Origin of the sequence: Rheinheimera tangshanensis (assembly GCF_014645135.1) — a bacterium.
GTDB classification, from domain to species: Bacteria; Pseudomonadota; Gammaproteobacteria; order Enterobacterales; family Alteromonadaceae; genus Pararheinheimera; species Pararheinheimera tangshanensis.
Window position 1 is genome coordinate 22,175 of record NZ_BMLH01000005.1, and the last position, 20,656, is coordinate 42,830.

Consider the following 20,656-nt stretch of genomic DNA (forward strand, 5'->3'; position numbering starts at 1 on the left):
AACTTTATGAAATCCAAGTTAGCTGTTATGGTGGCATTGGCATGTGCCAGCTCGCAGGTGGTTGCTGTTGAACCTCAGTCTATTCAAACCTCGTCCGGCTTTGACATTACGCCTTTATTGACTACTGGTTTAAAACATGACGACAACGTCGCCAGCACCAGTGCCAATGAAATTGACAGCTGGATCATGACTGTAGTGCCTTCAGTCAAAGCAGTGCTGGACGATGGTGTCAGCAAAACTGAATTAACTGCAGCAGTGGCTAACGGTACTTATTTTGACAGCAGTGCTGACAACTTCACTGACACTTTTGTCGGTGGTCTGTTTGACACCCAGCTGTCTGAACAAGGTAAATTTAATGCCAAAGCAGATTTTGTCTGGGGCCATGAAGACAGAGGTACTGGTATTACTGAAGGCCTGAGTAACGGTCAGGATGAACCAACCCGCTTTAATAACCAGACAGTGTCAGGCTACTACGAATATGGCGCTAAAGCAGCCCCTGCCCGTGTGCGTTTTGGCGCTAAATACTTTAATAAAGAGTATATGAACCAACGTGAAGTCACTCAGTTCCGTGATTACGACTCAGTGTTAGGTGGCGTGAATTTTTACTACGACACCTTAAGTGGCGTATCTGCAGTATTGGAAAGCAGTGTGGAAGACACTGGTTACGATTTTGTCGACCCTACAGCGCCACGCGATAGCAAAGACACCAACGTTAAAGTAGGTGCCGAGTGGCAAATCAGTGCTTTAACTTCTGGTGAAGCTAAAATTGGTTATCAGAAAAAGAATTTTGACGACAGCGCCCGCGAAGATTTCAGCGGTGTAGCCTGGACAGTCAACGCTAACTGGTCGCCTCTTACTTATAGCGTATTTAATATAGGCACTGGCCGCAAAGCCAAAGATCCATTGCAAGGCGGCGATTACATCAAAGAAACGACTTATGTCGCGGGCTGGAGCCATAACTGGAGCGAAACAGTGCAAACCAATCTGTCTTACAACAGAATGGAAGAAGATTACGTTGGCGTAGCGCGTAAAGACGAAAACGACTCTTACACAGCCAGCATCAAATATGCTTTCCGTCGTTTTGTTGACGTGTCTTTATTTACTACTGTGACAGACAAAACTTCATCTGTGCAAGGTATTGAGTTTGATCGCAATATCACAGGTATAAGTTTCGACTTTTCGCTCTAAGTTGTTGTAAACAAGGCCGCTGCAAATCATGCAGCGCTAAATAAAATTTTTAGTTCGTATTAAATAGTGTTCACAAACTTTAGGCAAAACCTCATGCAACAACTCGTAGTGCTGTTTGTTGCCCTTTGTATCAGTTGGTCGTCCTGGGTGAAAGCCCAGGACGACGCTGGTTATTTATTAGGGCCAGGCGACAAAATTATTATTCAGGTATATGGCGAAGAAGAGCTGAAAATAGAAACTCAGCTGACCGACAGCGGCAAAATAAACTACCCTTTCCTTGGCGAAATCATGGCTAAAGGCTTAACCATTAAGCAGCTGGAAAACCGTATTTATACCGGATTAAAGGGCGATTATTTTGTCGAGCCTAATGTATTTGTTGGCATGGTGGAATACAGACCATTTTTCATTAATGGTGAAGTTAAACAATCTGGCGGTTACCCTTATAAACCAGGTATGACAGTTAATCAGGCTATAGCTTTAGCCGGTGGTTTAACAGAGCGTGCATCTAAAGAGAAAATCTTTATTTATCGCGAAGGCAATAAAAGTCAGGCTTTAAACGCTAACCTGAGCTCCAGAGTGAATGCTGGCGACACCATTACCATAGAACAGAGATTCTTTTAATTATGGCAGTAACGGATTTAATGGTAAGCCCTGCACCACAGCAGGATGTAATCGACTTACGTAAATACCTTAGTGTGATTAATATTCACAAATGGCGTATTTTTGGTCTGGCTATATTAGTCACCTTAATTACGGTGTTAGTGGTGTTAAATATCCGCTCACAATATTCGGCTACTGCCACTTTGCTAATAGAATCTCAGCAAGCCAAAGCTGTGTCTATTGAAGAAGTCTATGGCATGAACTCCAGCCAACAGGAATACTACTTAACCCAGTTTGAAATTTTAAAATCCCGTTCTATTGCTCAAACCGTAGTAGAAAAAATGGATTTGACCAATCATCCGGACTTTGAAGTAAAACCAGGCTTAATGACGCGTTTACGCGATTTATTGCCGTTTTTGCCAACGCCGGAAAGTGAACTGACAGAAGCTGAACTGGCGCACAAAGCCCGCGAAGACTTAATTACCGAGTTTCAAAAACGTTTAACCATAAGCCCAATCCGCAAAACCCAGTTGGTGAACATCAGTTTTCAAACCTATAGCCCGCAGTTGGCGGCTGATGTTGCCAATGCCATAGCTGATGCTTATATCGAAAGCCAGTTAGAGGCTAAGTTAGGTATTACCCAAAAAGCAGCAAGCTGGTTAGGTGGCCGTTTAGGCGAATTAAGAGCGCAATTGGATGATTCTGAAGCACGTTTACAAGCTTACCGTGAAAAAGAAGGTTTAATAGATGTTGAAGGTGTACGAGGCTTAGGGGCTAAAGAGCTGGAACGCTTGTCTGAAGCTTTAACTGAAGCCCGCTCACGTAAAGCCCAAGTGGATGGTTTTATGCGGGTCATTCAACAATATGGCACTGATAAAATTGAGCGGCTGGAAAGCTTGCCAGAAATTACAGCTCATAAAGGTGTGCAGGACGTAAAAGCCCAGCAGGTATTAACAGAGCGCCGGGTGTCTGAGCTATCAAAAATTTATGGTGCTAAACACCCTAAATTAATAGCAGCACAAAGCGAGTTGACGGCAGTACAGGACAACTTACGCAACCAGATTAAAAAGCTGATCGCTGGTATAGAAAACGAAGCCCAAACCATACAAGAAACGGTGAATTCGCTGGAGGCCGAAATAGCTAAAGCGAAAGACTTGTATCAGGACGTAAGCTTAAAAGAAACCACTTACCAGCGTTTAGAGCGGGAAGTAGAAACCAATAAACAGCTGTTTGATACCTTTTTATCGCGCCAGAAAGAAACCGAAGTCACCAGTGACTTTAACTCAGCCATAGCCCGTTTTACCGACAGAGCTGTTGCTGCTACTGAGCCGGTAGCGCCTAAACGTAAGCTGATTGTGATTTTAGCTTTTGTGGCCACTTTAGGTTTTGGTGTGATGTTGGCTTTTGTGCTGGATGCACTGAACGACACCATTAAATCGCCACAGGAAGTCGAAGGCTTATTAGCGCAACGCTCTTTAGGTTTTATTCCTGCTATACCGCATAAAAAGACAGTGGATTTACCTATCCATACCTTTTTCAGCGACCAGCATAAACAATATGCCGAGTCGGTGCGCAGTATACGCACCAGCTTAACTTTATTAGCGCTGGATCGCAGTTTAAAAACAATCGAAGTCACATCATCAGTGCCAGGGGAAGGCAAATCGACAGTGGCAGCCAATATAGCTTTTGCTTTTGGCCAAATGGAAAAAGTATTGTTAATAGACGCCGATATGCGCCGCCCTACTCTGGCAAAGCGTTTTGGTTTACCGGCTTATCAGCCAGGTTTAGCCAATATTATTGCCGGCCGTGAGCAAATAGACGATTGTTTAGTGCTAGACGAAGCTTCGGGTATTACTTTATTGGCCGCCGGTAATGTGCCACCTAACCCACTGGAGTTATTAGCTTCAGAAAAGTTTAATGAAGTCATAGCAGAGCTGGCGTTACGCTTCGACCGCATTATTGTTGATACACCACCAGTGCAGGCCGTCAGCGACCCGTTGGTGATTGCCAAACAAATGGATGCTGTGGTTTATGTGGTATCAGCTGATCATACCAGAGGCGGCGCTGTACGTAATGGTGTGGCGAAGTTACTGCAGGCCGAAAACAACCTGTACGGCGTAGTGTTAAACAAAGTGGATATGAAAAAAGTAGCCCAGGCCTATGGCGACTATGGCCAGTATGGCTATTACCATTACTACAGCAGCAGCGAGAGTTAATGCCATGCACAGCACTTTAAGGACAAACCGCTGTGTATGATTTGCACTGCCACATCATCCCTGGTATAGACGACGGTGCCCGCAATATGGACGAAGCCCTTGCTCTGCTGCGCATCGCAGAGCAAGAAGGCATTAGCCATATGGTGATTACCCCTCATATTCATCCGGGCACTTTTGACAATACCAGCAGTATTATTCAGCAAGGTTTATTTGAACTGCGTGCAGCCAGTAAACAAGCTGGCCTGCATATTCAGTTAGCCGCAGCTGCTGAAGTACGTTTGTCTACTGAAATCCTCAACTGGGCCGAACAGGGTATGTTGCCTTTTATTGGTAAGTATCAGGGCTTTGATGTGCTATTGCTGGAGTTTCCGCACAGCCACATTCCAGCTGGCGCCGACAAACTGGTGAAATGGCTGCTTAGTAAAAATATTTTGCCTATGATAGCCCACCCTGAGCGCAACAGAGATGTGCAAAGCGACACTGCCAAATTAGCGCCTTTTATCCGGCTAAACTGTTTATTTCAGCTGACTGCCAGCTCTGTACTAGGCGATATGGGCGAACGCAGCACCGCGCTTGCTGAGCAGTTATTAAAGCAAAAACTGTTTCATGTCATGGCAACCGACAGTCATAACTTATTACGCCGCCCGCCTAAATTAAAGCAAGCAGCACAATATGTCAGCGAACTGGTGAGCCCTGACTATGCAGAACTTTTAGTGCTACAGATGCCAAAACAAATCAGTGAGGTATTGTTTGCCAGCTAAAGCCATTTCAACCTCAGCTCAACTGCAGCAACCAAGCACGAACAAGCAAACTAAATACCTGCTTTGGACACATAAAATATTACCTGCTCTGATTTTAGTAGCATGCTGCCTGTTGGCTTTGTCAATAGCCGACAAAGGCCTGGCTAGCGCTTATTATTTTAAAGCTAATCATTATCTGGAATTATGGCAGCGTAAGCCTCAAACTCTTGATATAAACAGCTGGCATCAAGCTGAGGATGCTATAAAAACTGCAGTTAAATACCATCCTGATCATCCACATTATTTACTAACCCAAGCAAAAATTAATGAATGGGCTTGGTATAACGGCTTTAAAACTGCAGATCAGATAGCAATAAACGACCAGCTATACCAACAAGCTATTTCATTAAGGCCAAACTGGCCCAATACTTACGCTGACTATGCTTATTATTTGGGTATTGTTAATTTTAGGGTAAGCGAAGCCTTTGATGCTTTAAAAACAGCGAACAAATATGGTCCCTTTATTCCGGAAACCTTTCAGCGCACCTTTAGCATAGCCACCTACCACTGGCCCCATCTAAACGGTGATCAAAGAGCTAAAGGGCTTTACGCACTGGAAAAGATGGTGAAGCACTCCAACACAACCTATCGGCAGGCGGTTGGCGACACAAAACAGTACAACTTACAGCGCATCTTCTGTCTGTATTTGCGCCTGAAAAAACAAGAATTTCCGGACAGCACGCAAAAGCGAATAGAAAAAGATTTTTGCGGCGGCAGACACTGAGGGTTTTCCGCGAATTTAAGCCTATAAATCATCTCCATAGGAAGCGGTGATTTGTCTAACCTTCCTCAAAAAGCTGTATCAAACGCCGGAGGAGCTACAAAAAGATCTGGACGAGTGGCTGTTTTATTAAAGCAATAAACAAACTCATCAGGGCAAAATGTACAACGGCAGAACGCCACTTGAAACAATAATTTGTAGGAAAGGGGTTTATCTGACTCGAATCTAGTCTAACAGACACCAACACAAAACTGGTAAATGTCAGATCAAGTCTAAGCTAGTACAGATTGTGTATCATGTGCTTCCCCCTAAGAGCTAACGTTTAAGTGGCCAGGCTTTAACAAGAAACCCTTCAGATGTTTTGTCAGAAATAACTTTTGCGGGAATGCCACCTAAAGTACAATTCCCTTTAGGGAAACTTTTATTTACCACTGCATTTGCGCCAAAAGCGACATTATCACCAATTTCAATGTCGCCATACATCTTTACACCTGGCCCTATATAACAATTTTTTCCTATTTTCGGAGCTTTAAACTCGTGCCCTGCTGCGGTACCGATATTGACACATACATGTATCCTACAGTTAGAACCTATTTTAGCAGCTGAATTGACTATAATTGGGCCTATGTGTGCAATACATAATCCAGGGCCAAATACATTTGGCGGAATGCTGAAACCCAAGCGAGAACCAAGTCTTTTCAAACGATATCTGTAATAAAATCTAAGTATTTTTGGTTTTTTACAATTAATCACGTATTCGAGCTTTCTTAATATTATTTGGTAGCGCCAAACATAGTCGAAAAGAAAATTCTTTAAATTATTTTCAACCCCTAGAGCTATCCGGTCTGCTTCTAAAAAATTTTTCAAACTCAACTTACTATCAATTTGACACATAAAAATTATGTCCGTAAAAATAAAAGTATAAATTATTACATCGCCTTAAATGATTATAAATAATTATAACCAATATGCTTGTTTGATGATATCCAATGGGGGAATGTCTAGTTCAGAAACTTTATCCATACCTAACAGCAAACTTGTTTCGTGTAATGTAGCTAAAGCTCCCGGTAATTTGTGTAGTGAGTAGCCTTCATCCGGTATAGCATAAAAAAATGCAACTAGATCCAAATTAAACTTACTAACACGCTGATTAATATTATCTGAGCGTTTTTTAGGTCTTTGTTCAAGCGCAGTTCTAATTAACTGAATATAATCGAAGTCGAGACAGTATGGCATCTTTTCTAAAAACCTATCGACGTCTAGATCAGTTTCACATCTTTCAATTAACTTATCAGCCGCAATATATGGTCGTCCTGCTACGTGATTAACCCAGTGAATATGCACCAAACCGCCTATATCTCCATGCTCAGGGCTGTGTCTCAATCGGTAAGCTAAACGAAATAGCTGCTGGAGTAACTCACTACGATAAGCCCTCATCAAGCCCGTGTTTGATTGCAGAATATGTTTATCACAAGCTTCAAGTATTTCAAGAACTTGCAACTCAGAAACTTGCTTTTTTGGATCATGTCGAGAGAAAGTCATCAAAATTGAGGGTATACCACCAATCCAATGACTTACACGCCACGTATGGTGAGACCATTTCTCAGGCCAAATAGGTAACTGAGTTTTAGCATCAACAAGTTTGTTTAGGTCCAACTTTATTGAACTTAGCACTTCTGCACGCACATCTGCACCTGCATATGCCAACAAATTCAAAGATGCCAACACGTATGCTGTAAGGTGAGGGAGTAGAGGTTGATTGACTCCTTCCTTTCCTGCTAACGGTGCATTTTTGATAACTTCTTTATATTTCGTAACAGCTTCCGGGATATACCAGCCTGAGTCGCCTAGTAAAACTCTCGTATAAATATAGTCTGCATGGTCTTGTAACAACTTCGCATTCCATGGCGTCTCTTTTCCTGTTAACCAAAAGGTTTTGACGGCAGGAGCAACTAAATCCAAAAAAGCCTCAATCTTTAATTTCAATGTCCTTACTCCCTAGAAGCTATAGTTTCAAAAGCAATCAAGGCTGTACCCCAAATTTTGCTAAAATATCCGACATTTTTCGGTATGCACTTTTTGATAACGCTACTTGTAAAAAAACAACTACTGCCATTTTTGGTCTGAAGCTTCCCATAAATAAAGCTTTGAAATAATGCTTCAATGCCTGTATGCGTTTACCATCCTCAGCTAAATATTTCGCAATCGGCCAGCCCATTTCAGCATAATATGCTTTATCAGTTATCAAGCCTCTAATACGGTTCAACCAATCAATACGCTCTTGTGTATTAATCGCGTTAGACAAACGGTTGGGATTCCATTTATCATCCCAAATAGCCGCTGGCTTATCTAACATAACTAACTCGCCCCCAGCAGCGACTAACCTAATAGCAAAATCATAGTCATCACCTTTACTAAGATTCTCGTCATAACGAACCTTCTTCGCTAATAACTTAGGTACAATTAATGAAATTGTTGGGATAAATCCTCTATCTGCCATCAAATATTCTGATATATGTTCATTTTCTTTTTGGGCTCTATGCGGTTTCAAATATTTAATGCCATCGCCTCGGTCAACAATAATTTGAGTAAATGTGCAAATATTCGCACCTTTTTCTAAAACATCGAACGCTTGTTTTAAATGATGCGGTAGAAATAAGTCATCAGAATCTAAAAAAGCTATGTACTTTCCTTTAGCCTGGTCTATTCCAGTATTTCTTGCGCTAGAAGCACCTTTATTCTGTTGAGCCACAATTCTAATTCTTGAATCGCCGACACCTTCAACAACCTTAATAGTATTATCTTCAGAACCATCATCTACAATGATTATTTCATAATCCTGAAAATCTTGTTCTAAAACTGAATTTATAGAATACTTTATGATATCAGCTCTATTGTAAACAGGCATCACAACACTAAATACTGGCGAGTTAGACATTTTCATTCCTTAAAAATTAGCGACAAGAAAGATCGCTAGACAATTTAACTTCCTTTAGCCTTTTCAAAGCATTCTTCGGCTTCATCTCTCGATCAAACAATAACGGGTAATCTACTCTACCATTAACAGGCCAGTGATTTAACCAACTATGCTTGTCAGAAATACCCCAAAATGTAACACGATTGATAAATTCACTATGTTTAATGAATATGCAGAACAGTTCCACATATCGATTACTTTGACTATCAGCAATACTATCAGGTAATTTATTAGGATATGGGTTCAATAGTAATTTTTTTACCTCTGAAACTATAGCTCCTTGCTCCATCACATCTTGGCTAACAAAAGGCAAAACAGAAACATCTAGCTCAGTGATCATTACATTTATGCCCTCCTTTGAAAAACGCGATATCGCTTGATCCAGCTTTGATAAATCAGGAAATTGAAGACTGTAGTGACCCTGTATACCTATAGCATGGACAGGTATACCCTTACTTCGTATTCGTTTAACCAAAGAAATAACAGCTTCTTGTTTTTTAGAATGAACCAACCCATAATCGTTATAATACAACTCAGCTGTTGGGTCTGCTAAATGAGTAAATTCGAATGCCTTTTCTATGTAATCGTCACCAATGATATTAAACCAAGGGCTCTTACGAAAAGAACCATCATTATTAAAGGCTTCATTAACAACATCCCAACCAGTAACTCGCCCACGATACCTGCCAACATAGGTATTAATGTGTTCCTGTAGTTTTACTAGTAGTTGCTCGCGTTTTAATGGATTACCTTGCTCATCACGAAAAAACCAATCTGGAGAATTCTTATGCCAAACAAGCGTATGACCGATAAGTGAATGTCCATTCTCTTCCGCAAATCGCAAAAATTTATCTGGCCAGTAAAAATCATAAATACCAGGTTTTGGAATTACATCAATCATTTTCATACCAAACTCAGCGACTATCGAATTGAATTCCCTATTAACGATAGAAACACTCTTTGGGTCATCTAAGTCACTATTCGCCAAAGCAACCCCAACAATAAAATCATTCTTGTATATGTCTCTGAGCGGCCGAGCTTCAGAACAGAACGGAGCGAACAAGAAAAAAAAGAAGAGTCCTTTTATATATAAAGAAAAATCATAGAACATTTAATCAAACTCTCGCTCATTTTTGATATAGAGACAGAAATGCATAATCAAAATTAATAACCACCGCCCATCCGCAGGATTTAGGTAATCAACTTCGACTAAATTATGTAAAACAAAGAACAAATAAATAGAAAAATATAAAAATATAAATTTTGGAGCATGAAATCTTATTGATAAACCATTTAAAAAAGGAAGGACTACGAACACCAAAACAGATAATAAGAATCCCACAAAACCAGTAGATGCAAAAATTTCTAAATAACCATTGTGTGCGTGCGTTAGTGTAAAAACCCAATCAACCCAACCGATTGCATAATCGACTAACCTCATGTCCTCACCAACGCTCCAGATAGAACCATAACCAACACCAAACCAAAAATGGTCTTTTATTAGTAAATAAACCATATTCCAGATGGTAGATCTTCCAGTGAATGCCTCAGGATTATCGAGAAGCTCGACAAAAAAATCTAGCAACAATGGTATCGACAAAACAAAAGAAGTTAAGATCAAAAAAAACAGTATCGTAATAAAACGCTTACTTCCTGGATTGTCATTTGATTTATACATCAAATAGCCAAAAAGCAAACAAGGCAAGAGCAATACTATGCTTGTCTTAGATTTTGTGAAAATTAAAAAAACCAATGATAAAACAATCATTACTAACCAACGGAATCGATTAGTTCTATTAAAATTAAAAATAAAAAGAGAAATAGAAAAAACAAGGGCGGGACCAGCGTGATTCTTATGTATAAAGATACCCTTCCAGCTCCCAATCAACCCAGAATCTAATAGTTCGGTTCCAGAATGCACAGCCCCATCAATGATAGGTATTGATATCAAGCTTGTAATTATCATTATCACCATAATATTTGAAATACTAGCTATTACTTGATTAAAACTTAAAACACTTACTAACATAAATATTGATGATGTAATAATAAACAGTAAACCGACGCGACGTAGCGATATTAACGAATGGTCCGCCCAGAGAACAGACAGAAGGCACCAACTGAGCATTAAAACCAAAGGCATAGATTGTTTGAAATCGCCAACTTTTACATGATTCTTATAAAAAAACACAGAAACTATAAAAAATAAAAGATAAATAATTTGCCTTAACAAATTAGAAGCACCTGTTTCATCTAATGCTCTTACATCATTATCCATCACGGAAAACGGTGATAAACCAATAAATGAAAACGCTACAATAAGCGCCAATATTAAACTAGCAACATTATTAACATCAAATGCACGCTTAGATAATATCATTTTTTCTTCAACCGTCTGTTAATTACCATGGACATTACGATACACCTGCTTTTGAATCCCTAACAGGGCACTGATTTTACCCATTTGCCTAGAAAACTTTAATCTAGCCTTCATACGTTTATGTGGTACAGCAATCATTAACACAAATGCAACGGTAGAAACTACAATAGCCCCGATAAGTTTTATAGTTTCTTTTATCCAAGTCAAAGTCGACGGGTTATTTTTACTAATTATACGGATGTCACCGGCACCAATACGATATGAGCGCTCAATCGCCCATTTTTTAGTTAGGCGTGACGCACCGAATATCTCATGAGCTTTCGCTTCATGTGCAAAAGCAAAGGTCGCCCCTAACCGTTTAAGTCGTGTGAAAAATTCTTTATCACCGCCACCAACTAATGAATAGTATGGGTCAAACCGTTCTCCTGGATACTTGTCTATTATGCTGCGACTGAGTAAGACATTTGTGGTACCAGATACTAACGGGACAATACCAGATTCATCATATTCACTTTGATAGTAAATATTTAGCCCTTTAATCCAATTAGGCGGTGTTACTTCAAATTCAGGACTAACACTCCCACCAACTACGTCTACTTTAGTCTGTTGTTGAACCTTCACCAACGCAGAAATCCACTGTGGTTCAACCCACTCATCATCATCGATCATAGCCAGCATGTCGGCCCCGATATTATCGAAAGCCTCACTCATAAGAGCATTACGTACTTGTGAAATACCTCGTTCATTAACCGCTATAGCACTCAACTGTAGTGGATATCTCTCTGCTAAAATCTGTTGGACAGTAACCAAACCTATGCCACCATCGCCCTCATTATCTGCGACTAATACTATTAGTTCATGATCTACGATTTGCACAGCAACAGATTCCAGCAAACGTCGGAGACCATGAGGCCGCTTGAATGTGGGGATACCTACTACTATTTTTAGATTTTTCATGTTAGAGCTTTACCCTTTGATAGAGCCTTACCAGTAACAAAAGGGCAAACAATTCACCCAACAAAATACCAGCTAAGGAAAATGATGGTTCAAAGATGAGTAATGAAACATAAACCAATGGAACAGTTAGAAATGAAGATTTGATCGTGATTAAACTTAATTCTTTAAATTTATCTGCTGCTTGCATATAAACATTATAGGTAGTGCTTATGCATCTACTCAATCGAATTAAAGAAAAAAATACTGCCGCCCACACTAAATCACTTTTACTATGTTCTTCCTTCCAGTAAACATCAAAGAATAAACTTAGCAAGAAAATAACAAAAATTGAATTTATTGACCAAAAAAGTAAATTTAACATTTTGAAACGACGTAAAGAATATTCTATCGCAAAAACTTTTGAGTCTAAGATAAGCTTTCTGATACGAGGTTTTTCAATTTGTGTAAGGCTATTCAAGACAACCATCACTGGCCGGAATAACAAAGATGCAGCAGCTATCGGCGCAAATGCAGTGGGTCCAAGGATTAACGTTACCAAGTAAGAATGACTATTTAATGTGCCTTCTGTCGTCAGTACACCGACTAAAGCATGCTTACCTTGCTGCTGAAACCCTTGAATAAAACCACGGAGCCCAGCAGTAAGAGAACTTATAAATTGTAATCTAGCATAGTTTATTCCTAATGCCGGAAAGGCAAGTATGGCTGCCGTAGCGGTTATTAATCCGAAACTAAACAAACTTACGTCTTCGGTAAAATATAGTATCGCAGCTGCACTCAAACTACATAGACTGTAGAGAGCATCAGATGCAACCACTCTATCGTGCTGGTGACTATTATTACAGTATGCTCTACCGAACCAACGTAAGGTTGTAATAAAGGCACTAAAAGCATATACAAGTGCCATTGCTATTGAATAAACAAATGACAGCAAGATAGCTGCCTGTATCAAAGAAAACAGTAAACTCAAAAGTAAGTTGGCAAGCATAAAACTACGTATTTTCTCTGAAGCCTGCGATGTATTATTTTCGCTTAGAGCGATTAATAAAGGAGAACCTAACAATGCATTTGATATACCGGTAGCAAGTGCTTGGGTAACTAACAAAAACGCAAACAATCCATAGTCAGCAACGCTTCCCTTTTGTATTAAACACAGTGCTAATACTAAACTGGTTAACGCCATTCCAGCAGAGCTACCAATGGCTGCAAAGGCAGTTTTAAATGGAAGTTTGTCAGTCATTTATCCAGATATTCTCTTTGCTAAACCATTTTTTACAACACAAAAAATAGCATGTGGGTTGGTTAGTAAATAGCGAATAAATAGTTTCCTCGGATCGCTAGCCATACGAAATAGCCATTCCAGACCAGCATTTTGCATCCATATTGGCGCTCTGGGGTATTCGCCAGTGATGTAGTTGTAACAACCACCGCAAGAAATAATTACAGGCACATTTAAGCGATCTTTATTTCTTATACAAAAAATTTGCTCTTTCGGCTTGCCTAAGCCAACCCATAATACGTCTGGTTTTGCTTTATTAATGGCGTTGCATATGGCGTCTTCATCAGAGTCTGTAAAGTAACCATGCTGATGACCCACTACATCAAAATTATTATAGGTGTGGGCCAGTATTTCACCTGCTTTGCTAACTGAACTCTCTTTGCCACCAAGCAAAAAATGCTTTAACTTGCCGGAATAATAATTAGGAATATCATGGATCATATCGGTGGTCGCGGTGCGTTCTGGCACAGCTTTACCTTTGCCAAACCAACGAGAAAAGCTGACAACACTCTGCCCATCAGCGTGAACTAAGTCTGCTTGGTTCATTTGCTCGCGAGCTTCTTTATCTGAGTTGTATATAGATATGGCATGACCATTATTACTGAAGATAACAAATGGGACCGTCTTTTCATCTTTAACAGATGCTGAGCAAATATTGCCAACTAATAGCGCCAATTCTTCTCTACTAACACAAGCGGTTTGAATGCCACCCACATTAACGGTATCAAATACTGGTTTGAACATTAATGTTTCTCTCCGTAAAAACTTTTATACCAACTCACAAAACTTTGTATACCTTGTGCCAATGTAGTTTCAGGCATAAAACCTATCGATTTATACAACTTGCTTACATCAGCAAAAGTTTGGTACACATCGCCTGGCTGCATAGGTAAAAGAATTTTCTCGGCCTTCGTCCCGACTGCTTTTTCAACGGTAGTTATAAATTCTTCTAATTTGACTGGTTGATTGTTGCCAATGTTGTATAAAACCGAGGTGTCTGGTTTTGTCGGAATCAAATCCTGAACACTAATCACACCTTTAACGATGTCGTCGATAAAAGTAAAATCGCGCATCAAATTACCATTATTGAATACTTTGATAGGCTTGCCGTTCATTATCGCTTCAGTAAATAACCAAGGCGCCATATCAGGGCGCCCCCAAGGTCCATATACGGTAAAAAATCTCAGGCCTGTGGTAGGCAACTGATATAAATGGCTATAAGTATGAGCCATTAATTCATTGGCTTTTTTGGTGGCCGCATAAAGTGATATTGGATGGTCTACTCGATCGTCTTCAGAGAATGGCACTTTTTCCTGATTACCATATACAGAACTGCTGGAGGCATAGACTAGGTGTTCCACTTTATTATGGCGGCAGCCTTCCAGAATGGTCATCATACCAACCAGGTTTGAATCTACGTAAGCCATTGGATTATCAATGGAATAACGTACACCAGCTTGAGCAGCTAAATGAATAACCCGCTGAAACTGTTCTGCGGCAAAAAGTGACGCTATGCCCTCTCTGTCTGCCAAATCCATCTTCAAAAAGCGAAAATTGGCTTGTTTACCATGCTCAGTCAGTAAAGTTTCGATACGTTTTAAGCGCGCTAGCTTTAGATTTGGGTCGTAGTAGTCGTTTAAATTGTCTAAACCAATAACATCATGGCCCAATAAAGCTAATTCTTCAGCAACACGGCTTCCAATAAAGCCTGCCGCTCCTGTCACTAAATATTTCATATCTTAATTGCCAGCCACTTTCAAAGTATCACCACGACCTATCGCATAATAAGCCAACCCATGTCGATGCACATTTGCAGGCTCAAATAAATTTCTGCCGTCAAAAATAACCGGGTCGCTGATATTTTCTTTTATGGCATTAAAATCTGGCGCACGGAAGTTTTTCCACTCAGTGCAAATGACTAACGCATCAGCGTTATTGATGGCGGCTTCCTTGGTACCACACAAAACTAAGTCAGCTCTGTTGCCATAAATACGTTGGGTTTCTTCCATAGCTTCAGGGTCGTAAGCTTTCACTGTAGCTCCGGCCAACCATAAGTTCTCCATTAATACACGGCTAGAAGCTTCACGCATATCATCAGTATTAGGTTTAAAAGCTAGGCCCCAAAGTGCAAAAGTTTTACCTTTCAGGATATCTTTAATGTCACCTTTGGCTGCCTGCTGCCATACACCATAGTGCTTACAGATCAGCTCAAAGAGTTTGTATTTTTGCTTGTCGTTAACTTGCTCTACCGCATTAAGGATTTTTGACTCGTAACCAAATTGCTCCGAAGTTCGGGCCAATGCCTGTACATCTTTAGGGAAACAGCTGCCACCATAACCGCAGCCTGGGTAAATAAAGTGGTAACCAATACGGGGGTCTGAACCTATACCTTTACGCACGTTTTCAATATCAGCCCCTACCCGCTCGGCAATATTGGCCATTTCGTTCATAAAGCTGATTTTAGTGGCTAACATGCAGTTGGCAGCGTATTTGGTCAGCTCACTACTGCGTACATCCATCACTATGACTTTGTCATGGTTGCGGTTAAAAGGAGCATAAACTTCCCGCATTATGTCTTCGGCAAATTTAGAGCTGGTACCTATTACTATCCGGTCTGGTCTCATGCAATCTGCTACTGCTGCGCCTTCTTTTAAAAACTCCGGGTTGGATACCACGTCAAACTCAGCCTTAAAGCCACGTTGATCTAAAGTTTGTTGAATTGCAGTAGTCACTTTGTCGGCTGTGCCTACTGGCACTGTGCTTTTATTGACCACCACTTTATAACTTTGCATCAACTGGCCTATGGTTTTGCCCACAGCCATTACATACTGCAAATCGGCTGAGCCGTCTTCGTCTGGTGGTGTGCCTACAGCTATGTAGATCACTTCAGCATGTTGCACTGCTTCTTCAGCACTGGTGGTAAAACGCAGGTTGCCCTGGCTGACGTTGGTTTTTACCACGTTTTCCAGGCCAGGTTCGTAGATAGGGATAATGCCTTGTTTTAAGCCGTCAATTTTTGCCTGATTTACATCTGCACAGATAACGTCGTGGCCTACATCAGCCAAACAAGCACCGGTAACCAGACCAACATAGCCTGTACCAAAAATACTAATCTTCATTCCCTTTCCTTTTGTATCGTGTGACGGTTTTTAGCTGCCATTTTTTAATGCGTTGCGGGCGGGTAAACCTCCGCCCCTACATTATCTGGGGTTGAATTCCCCAGCAACATTTGGTTTCGTTTTGCGGGCGGGGGATAAAGCCCGCACCAACAATCTATATGGCCGTTATATCAGATCAGGCAATTAAACTAAGTGGTGTGCCTGTCGTCATTTTTTTCAATAACGCCGCAAAATCAGCACCTAGTTTAGGATCTTTTAAGGCGTAATCTACTATAGCTTCTAAATAACCCAGTTTGCTGCCGCAATCGTGGCTGCGGCCTACAATACGGTAAGCTTCCATGGCTTCTTCGGTAAGCAGCTGAGCTAAAGCGTCGGTTAACTGTATTTCGTCGCCAGCACCAGGTTGGGTAAAACTCAGAATTTCCATCACTGTAGGCGACAATACATAGCGGCCTGTAATGGCCATATTAGAAGGAGCGTCGTCTGCGTCTGGCTTTTCAACCATCGCCTTCAGGCTAACCGAATGCCCTGCTTCTATCGGCTGGCCGGCTAAATCGACAATACCGTAGCTGCTGACTAAGTCGCGTGGTACAGCTTCTACCATCACCTGACTGGCGCCGGTTTGTTCGTAGCGCTCGATCATCGCTTTAAGGTTGTCTTGTCGTAAGTTACTGCGGTATTTATCTATTAATACGTCGGGCAACAACACCGCAAATGGCTCATTTCCTACCACTGGAGCCGCGCATAAAATGGCATGGCCTAAGCCTAATGCTACAGGCTGGCGCACTGAAATGACGGTCAGGTTTTTAGGGTTGATGCTGCGCACTTCGTCCAGCAAGGAACGTTTCACTCGTTTTTCTAACTGGGTTTCCAGTTCAAACGAGGTGTCAAAGTGGTTTTCAATCGAATTTTTACTGCTGTGGCTTACCAAAATAACTTCAGTAATTCCTGCTGCGGCAGCTTCTTCAATCACATACTGGATAAGAGGTTTGTCTACCACAGGCAGCATTTCTTTTGGAATAGCTTTGGTTGCAGGTAACATGCGGGTGCCAAGGCCTGCTACAGGTATAACGGCTCTGGTTACTTTGCGGTTGTCTGGAGCTTGCATATAAAATTCCCTCTTGTTACTGATGCAGATTGCTTGTGCAGAGTGCTTGTTTAGTTCACTCGCGCAAAAAAGTTATACCGAATTCAAAAACGCAACGAACTCACTACTTTTGCTCAACAACTCAGCAAAGGCTGTTCCCTGCCTTTCATGCTTAGTCCTCACCGGACAAAACGTTTTTTTACTTTAACCCTGCTCTGTGACAGAAAAGTGAAAAAACGCGCAGCACTATATAACAAAGTGGCATGGTTTACAAAGCAAAGCATATCTCGTGCCACTAAAAAGTATTAAATTTGATAGTTTAAATTTGATAAATTCGATAAATTTGCGAAATACGGTTGAATTTTTCGTAATTAGCTGCAGCACGCAAGGCCAAATTGGTGCATAATCGCCCTAAACTAATGCACAAGTTCTGGCTGTTGATTATTGATGCTGCGCCACCTTGGCAAGTCAGGCAGAAAGTGGCAAATTAATCTATCTTTTTCAGCCAAATCTGATTCACTTAATACAAAGTATCTGTTTAACACGCTGCAGATGTGGGTTGGACGGATTCTTATGTCATGGAAGGTGCCTGATAAAATGCTAATGTCAGTTGCACATCAGGTTGTGCAGGGAGGTTTATGCTACGCAAATATATTGTTGTAGCACTGCTGGCTCTTTCTATATCTGTCTTTAGCAACGCCAGCTATGTGCTGCCTGTGTTTAAGCCGGAGATGCTGCAGACGATTCGCTCTCAATACGGCGATGCAGCTCTGGCAAGAGTCGAGCTGTGGCGCGATTTACTTGAGGAAGGTAAATCGGAGTCAGACTGGGTACGGGTTAACAAAGTAAACAAATTTTTTAATGATCAGATGCGTTATGAGTCTGATCAAAAGCATTGGGGTCAGACAGACTATTGGGCTACCCCACTAGAATCGCTTGGCACAGCGGCGGGTGACTGTGAAGACTTTGCAATTGCAAAATATGTGTCACTGCGGGCTATGGGCATACCTGATAGCAAGTTGCGAATTATGTATGTCAGGGCAATGTCAGTAAATGAGCCTCATATGGTACTCATTTACATGGAAACTGAAGACGCTGTGCCTTTGGTTCTGGACAATTTGATCAAAAAAGTTCAGCCTGCCACCCGCAGACCGGACTTGAAACCTATTTACGGTTTTAATGCTGAAGGGTTATGGCTTGCAAAAGCACAAGGGCTGGGCCGGAAAGTAGAAGGCAAAACAGGCGGTTCGAACTGGCAGGATTTGCTAAACAGAATTGAAAAGGGAATGTAACTGTTATGGCGCATAAATGGTGGAGAAAACTCCCGGGTATTTCGTTAAGGACACAACTGCACTTACTCATAGTGCTGGTGGCTTTATTTACCTTCTCGTTTAGTTTGTACATTTCTGTACAAAGCACACAAAATTATCTGAATACTCAGATGAAATCTCACGCTCAGGACGCGGCAACCAGTTTAGGCTTGTCGATGTCGGCTTATATGGACGACCCCGATCTGGTGATAGCCCAGACGATGGTCAGCGCGATTTTTGATTCGGGTTATTACGCCGAGCTGGAATTTAAAACCGCGAAAGGCGAAGTGAAAATTAAGCGGCAAAATCCTATCGAATACGATGAAGTCCCCCAATGGTTTGTCCGGCTTTTTCCTTTGTCACCGCCTTTCCAAAGCAGCGAAGTGAATAACGGCTGGATGGTAGCCGGTGTGTTATCTATTCAGTCTAATCCTGGTATCGCCTATAAAACACTGTGGCAACAAGCACGACAAAGCTTTTACAGCATTGCGCTCATCACCTTATTCAGTGCATTTTTTATTCAACTGATTGTTTATGCCGTGCTTAAACCTTTGCGCCGCATTGAGGTGCAGGCACAGGAAGTTGGCAAAAAGAACTTTTTGCAACAAGACAAGCTGCCCTTTACTACGGATTTGCGTTCTGTGGTCAAAGCCATGAATACAATGGTGGCTAATATTCAGCGTAGTTTTAAGTCGCTTAGCCTGCAGGCCGACGAGCTGAAGGTCAAAGTATTCACAGATATGCTGACCGGCCTTGGCAACAGACGTTTGCTGGAACAACGTTTCGCCGCCGAAAAAACTGAGCAAAAAGCGCATGACTTACGTTTGCATATTGGCATGATGAGTTTGCATTCGCTGACGGAAGTGCATCAACGCCAGGGCTTTGAAGCGGCTGACCAGTATATTCTGCTGGCGGTAAAAGAATTTAAAGAAATGCTCGAAGCAATGACTAATAACCAACTGTTCCGTTTAAGTGGCAGTGATTTTATCTTTTTAAGTCATTTAGGTGCTGACGAACTGGAACAACAAGTACAGCAATTAAGCACCAAACTGAAGCTGCTGGACAGCGTGTTTTATCCTAAAGGTTTTGCCTCAGTGGCTCTGATGGAAGTGGAGCCTGAAGACAACCTGCATCACTGCCTGTCCAGCTTAGACAGCGCTATCATTCAGCGCGCTCAGCAGCCAGACTTACCTGTGATGGTTAAAGATGAAAGCATGCTGATTAAACCTGAAGGCAGAATGGCCTGGCATGCAGTGATCAAGGATCTGATCCAGAATCAAAATTTTGAGTTGTGGGCTCAGCCTGTCATTAATGCTGACAAGTCTGTTGAGTATATTGAAACTTTCGTACGCTTTTATTACCTGCATTCGCAGCTGTCTACTGCTGAAACTTACGCTATGGCTGAGCAGCAAGGGTTGTCGTTGCAACTGGATCAGCAGGTTATTCATTTCATTCTGCAGCAAGTGCAGAATGAACCTGACCACATCTACGCTATTAATTTATCGTTGGGTGCGGTTAGTTCAGCAACATTTTTGCAGTGGCTTGAAAAAGAACTGCAATTATTAGCTGGTAAAGTTCGTCTGGTGTTTGAGGTGTCTGAGTACTCTATTTTGCGGGCGCCAGAAGAAACCAAAGCACTGATGAATGTGATTAAACAAAATAGATGCAAAGTTTGTATCGAGCGTTTTGGCTCAAGTATGGCCACCTTCAAGTACTTACAAGGTTTGAATGTCGACTACGTAAAAATTGACGGTGCTTACGTGAGCGTACTCAATGACGCGGACAACCAGTTCTTTATCAAGACCTTATGCCAGATCAGTCACGGTATAGGAATTAAAGTGCTGGCGCCGCACATTGAATGTGAGCAAACAATGGACAGTTGTTTTGCTGCAGGAGTAAACGCGGTTCAGGGCAACTGGCTGCTTGCACCACAGAAAGTTAATGCACAAGTGAAAAAATCTGTCTTGACACAACCGTTCATTAACCTAGAATTGGTGCATTCGCCCAGAAATTAATCAAAAAGGA

General features: G+C 41.4%; 18 protein-coding genes and 1 pseudogene. 8 read left to right on the forward strand and 11 right to left on the reverse strand.

The window, feature by feature from the left end; genetic code table 11:
- Window positions 1–6 precede the first annotated feature (6 nt).
- The 6 genes and pseudogenes from IEW88_RS10760 to IEW88_RS10785 form a co-directional block, all read left to right on the forward strand.
- A complete protein-coding gene (locus tag IEW88_RS10760) occupies window positions 7–1,188 on the forward strand; it encodes an outer membrane beta-barrel protein (RefSeq protein ID WP_147904465.1) in 1,182 nt (393 codons plus the stop codon).
- A 93-nt stretch (window positions 1,189–1,281) separates the two neighbouring features.
- Window positions 1,282–1,809 carry a polysaccharide biosynthesis/export family protein gene (locus IEW88_RS10765; protein ID WP_053424647.1) on the forward strand — a complete coding sequence of 176 codons (528 nt, stop codon included), beginning with the start codon at window positions 1,282–1,284 and terminating at the stop codon, window positions 1,807–1,809.
- 2 nt (window positions 1,810–1,811) lie between these two features.
- Window positions 1,812–4,004: a GumC family protein gene (locus IEW88_RS10770; RefSeq protein WP_229670442.1), complete on the forward strand. Its 2,193-nt coding sequence runs from the start codon at window positions 1,812–1,814 to the stop codon at window positions 4,002–4,004.
- Window positions 4,005–4,036: 32 nt separating this feature from the next.
- Window positions 4,037–4,765 carry a tyrosine-protein phosphatase gene (locus tag IEW88_RS10775; RefSeq protein ID WP_147904463.1) on the forward strand — a complete coding sequence of 243 codons (729 nt, stop codon included), beginning with the start codon at window positions 4,037–4,039 and terminating at the stop codon, window positions 4,763–4,765.
- Complete coding sequence (locus IEW88_RS10780; protein ID WP_147904462.1) at window positions 4,755–5,528, forward strand: hypothetical protein; 774 nt, start codon at window positions 4,755–4,757, stop codon at window positions 5,526–5,528. The genes IEW88_RS10775 and IEW88_RS10780 overlap by 11 nt, the downstream gene beginning before the upstream one ends.
- 55 nt (window positions 5,529–5,583) lie before the next feature.
- A pseudogene (locus IEW88_RS10785) lies at window positions 5,584–5,754 on the forward strand (IS481 family transposase); the annotation flags it as partial.
- 86 nt (window positions 5,755–5,840) lie between these two features.
- Here IEW88_RS10785 and IEW88_RS10790 read toward each other — a convergent pair.
- The 11 genes from IEW88_RS10790 to galU all read right to left on the reverse strand — a co-directional run bounded on the left by IEW88_RS10790 (window position 5,841) and on the right by galU (window position 17,342).
- A complete protein-coding gene (locus tag IEW88_RS10790; RefSeq protein ID WP_147904461.1) occupies window positions 5,841–6,419 on the reverse strand; it encodes a serine O-acetyltransferase in 579 nt (192 codons plus the stop codon).
- Between the two features lie 63 nt (window positions 6,420–6,482).
- A complete protein-coding gene (locus tag IEW88_RS10795) occupies window positions 6,483–7,511 on the reverse strand; it encodes a hypothetical protein (RefSeq protein ID WP_147904460.1) in 1,029 nt (342 codons plus the stop codon).
- A 37-nt stretch (window positions 7,512–7,548) separates the two neighbouring features.
- Window positions 7,549–8,463 carry a glycosyltransferase family 2 protein gene (locus IEW88_RS10800; RefSeq protein ID WP_185148604.1) on the reverse strand — a complete coding sequence of 305 codons (915 nt, stop codon included), beginning with the start codon at window positions 8,461–8,463 and terminating at the stop codon, window positions 7,549–7,551.
- Between the two features lie 16 nt (window positions 8,464–8,479).
- Window positions 8,480–9,613 (reverse strand): endo-1,4-beta-xylanase, encoded by a 1,134-nt coding sequence (locus IEW88_RS10805; protein WP_147904458.1) that lies wholly within the window; start codon window positions 9,611–9,613, stop codon window positions 8,480–8,482.
- Entirely contained in the window at window positions 9,614–10,882 is a 1,269-nt protein-coding gene (locus tag IEW88_RS10810) for an O-antigen ligase family protein (protein ID WP_147904457.1), read from the reverse strand.
- An 18-nt stretch (window positions 10,883–10,900) separates the two neighbouring features.
- Window positions 10,901–11,839 (reverse strand): glycosyltransferase family 2 protein, encoded by a 939-nt coding sequence (locus IEW88_RS10815; protein ID WP_147904456.1) that lies wholly within the window; start codon window positions 11,837–11,839, stop codon window positions 10,901–10,903.
- A 1-nt stretch (window position 11,840) separates the two neighbouring features.
- Complete coding sequence (locus tag IEW88_RS10820; protein WP_147904455.1) at window positions 11,841–13,076, reverse strand: polysaccharide biosynthesis protein; 1,236 nt, start codon at window positions 13,074–13,076, stop codon at window positions 11,841–11,843.
- Window positions 13,077–13,859 carry a WecB/TagA/CpsF family glycosyltransferase gene (locus tag IEW88_RS10825; RefSeq protein ID WP_147904454.1) on the reverse strand — a complete coding sequence of 261 codons (783 nt, stop codon included), beginning with the start codon at window positions 13,857–13,859 and terminating at the stop codon, window positions 13,077–13,079.
- On the reverse strand, window positions 13,859–14,851 hold the full coding sequence (locus tag IEW88_RS10830; protein ID WP_147904453.1) for an NAD-dependent epimerase: 993 nt from the start codon (window positions 14,849–14,851) through the stop codon (window positions 13,859–13,861). The genes IEW88_RS10825 and IEW88_RS10830 overlap by 1 nt, the downstream gene beginning before the upstream one ends.
- A gap of 3 nt (window positions 14,852–14,854) precedes the next feature.
- Window positions 14,855–16,234, reverse strand: coding sequence for a UDP-glucose dehydrogenase family protein (locus IEW88_RS10835; RefSeq protein WP_147904452.1), 1,380 nt, complete (start codon window positions 16,232–16,234; stop codon window positions 14,855–14,857).
- Window positions 16,235–16,409: 175 nt separating this feature from the next.
- Entirely contained in the window at window positions 16,410–17,342 is a 933-nt protein-coding gene (galU, locus tag IEW88_RS10840; RefSeq protein ID WP_147904451.1) for a UTP--glucose-1-phosphate uridylyltransferase GalU, read from the reverse strand.
- Window positions 17,343–17,959: 617 nt separating this feature from the next.
- Here galU and IEW88_RS10845 point away from each other — a divergent pair.
- Window positions 17,960–18,613 (forward strand): transglutaminase-like cysteine peptidase, encoded by a 654-nt coding sequence (locus IEW88_RS10845; RefSeq protein WP_147904450.1) that lies wholly within the window; start codon window positions 17,960–17,962, stop codon window positions 18,611–18,613.
- Between the two features lie 5 nt (window positions 18,614–18,618).
- Complete coding sequence (locus tag IEW88_RS10850) at window positions 18,619–20,646, forward strand: bifunctional diguanylate cyclase/phosphodiesterase (protein ID WP_147904449.1); 2,028 nt, start codon at window positions 18,619–18,621, stop codon at window positions 20,644–20,646.
- Window positions 20,647–20,656: the final 10 nt, after the last annotated feature.

Bases quoted from the DNA above. Each gene is read 5' to 3' on its own strand.
- IEW88_RS10760 (WP_147904465.1), top strand. From the start codon at position 7: ATGAAATCCAAGTTAGCTGTTATGGTGGCATTGGCATGTGCCAGCTCG.
- IEW88_RS10765 (WP_053424647.1), top strand. From the start codon at position 1,282: ATGCAACAACTCGTAGTGCTGTTTGTTGCCCTTTGTATCAGTTGGTCG.
- IEW88_RS10770 (WP_229670442.1), top strand. From the start codon at position 1,812: ATGGCAGTAACGGATTTAATGGTAAGCCCTGCACCACAGCAGGATGTA.
- IEW88_RS10790 (WP_147904461.1), bottom strand. From the start codon at position 6,419: ATGTGTCAAATTGATAGTAAGTTGAGTTTGAAAAATTTTTTAGAAGCA.
- IEW88_RS10800 (WP_185148604.1), bottom strand. From the start codon at position 8,463: ATGTCTAACTCGCCAGTATTTAGTGTTGTGATGCCTGTTTACAATAGA.
- IEW88_RS10805 (WP_147904458.1), bottom strand. From the start codon at position 9,613: ATGTTCTATGATTTTTCTTTATATATAAAAGGACTCTTCTTTTTTTTC.
- IEW88_RS10810 (WP_147904457.1), bottom strand. From the start codon at position 10,882: ATGATATTATCTAAGCGTGCATTTGATGTTAATAATGTTGCTAGTTTA.
- IEW88_RS10815 (WP_147904456.1), bottom strand. From the start codon at position 11,839: ATGAAAAATCTAAAAATAGTAGTAGGTATCCCCACATTCAAGCGGCCT.
- IEW88_RS10820 (WP_147904455.1), bottom strand. From the start codon at position 13,076: ATGACTGACAAACTTCCATTTAAAACTGCCTTTGCAGCCATTGGTAGC.
- IEW88_RS10825 (WP_147904454.1), bottom strand. From the start codon at position 13,859: ATGTTCAAACCAGTATTTGATACCGTTAATGTGGGTGGCATTCAAACC.
- IEW88_RS10830 (WP_147904453.1), bottom strand. From the start codon at position 14,851: ATGAAATATTTAGTGACAGGAGCGGCAGGCTTTATTGGAAGCCGTGTT.
- IEW88_RS10835 (WP_147904452.1), bottom strand. From the start codon at position 16,234: ATGAAGATTAGTATTTTTGGTACAGGCTATGTTGGTCTGGTTACCGGT.
- galU (WP_147904451.1), bottom strand. From the start codon at position 17,342: ATGCAAGCTCCAGACAACCGCAAAGTAACCAGAGCCGTTATACCTGTA.
- IEW88_RS10845 (WP_147904450.1), top strand. From the start codon at position 17,960: ATGCTACGCAAATATATTGTTGTAGCACTGCTGGCTCTTTCTATATCT.
- IEW88_RS10850 (WP_147904449.1), top strand. From the start codon at position 18,619: ATGGCGCATAAATGGTGGAGAAAACTCCCGGGTATTTCGTTAAGGACA.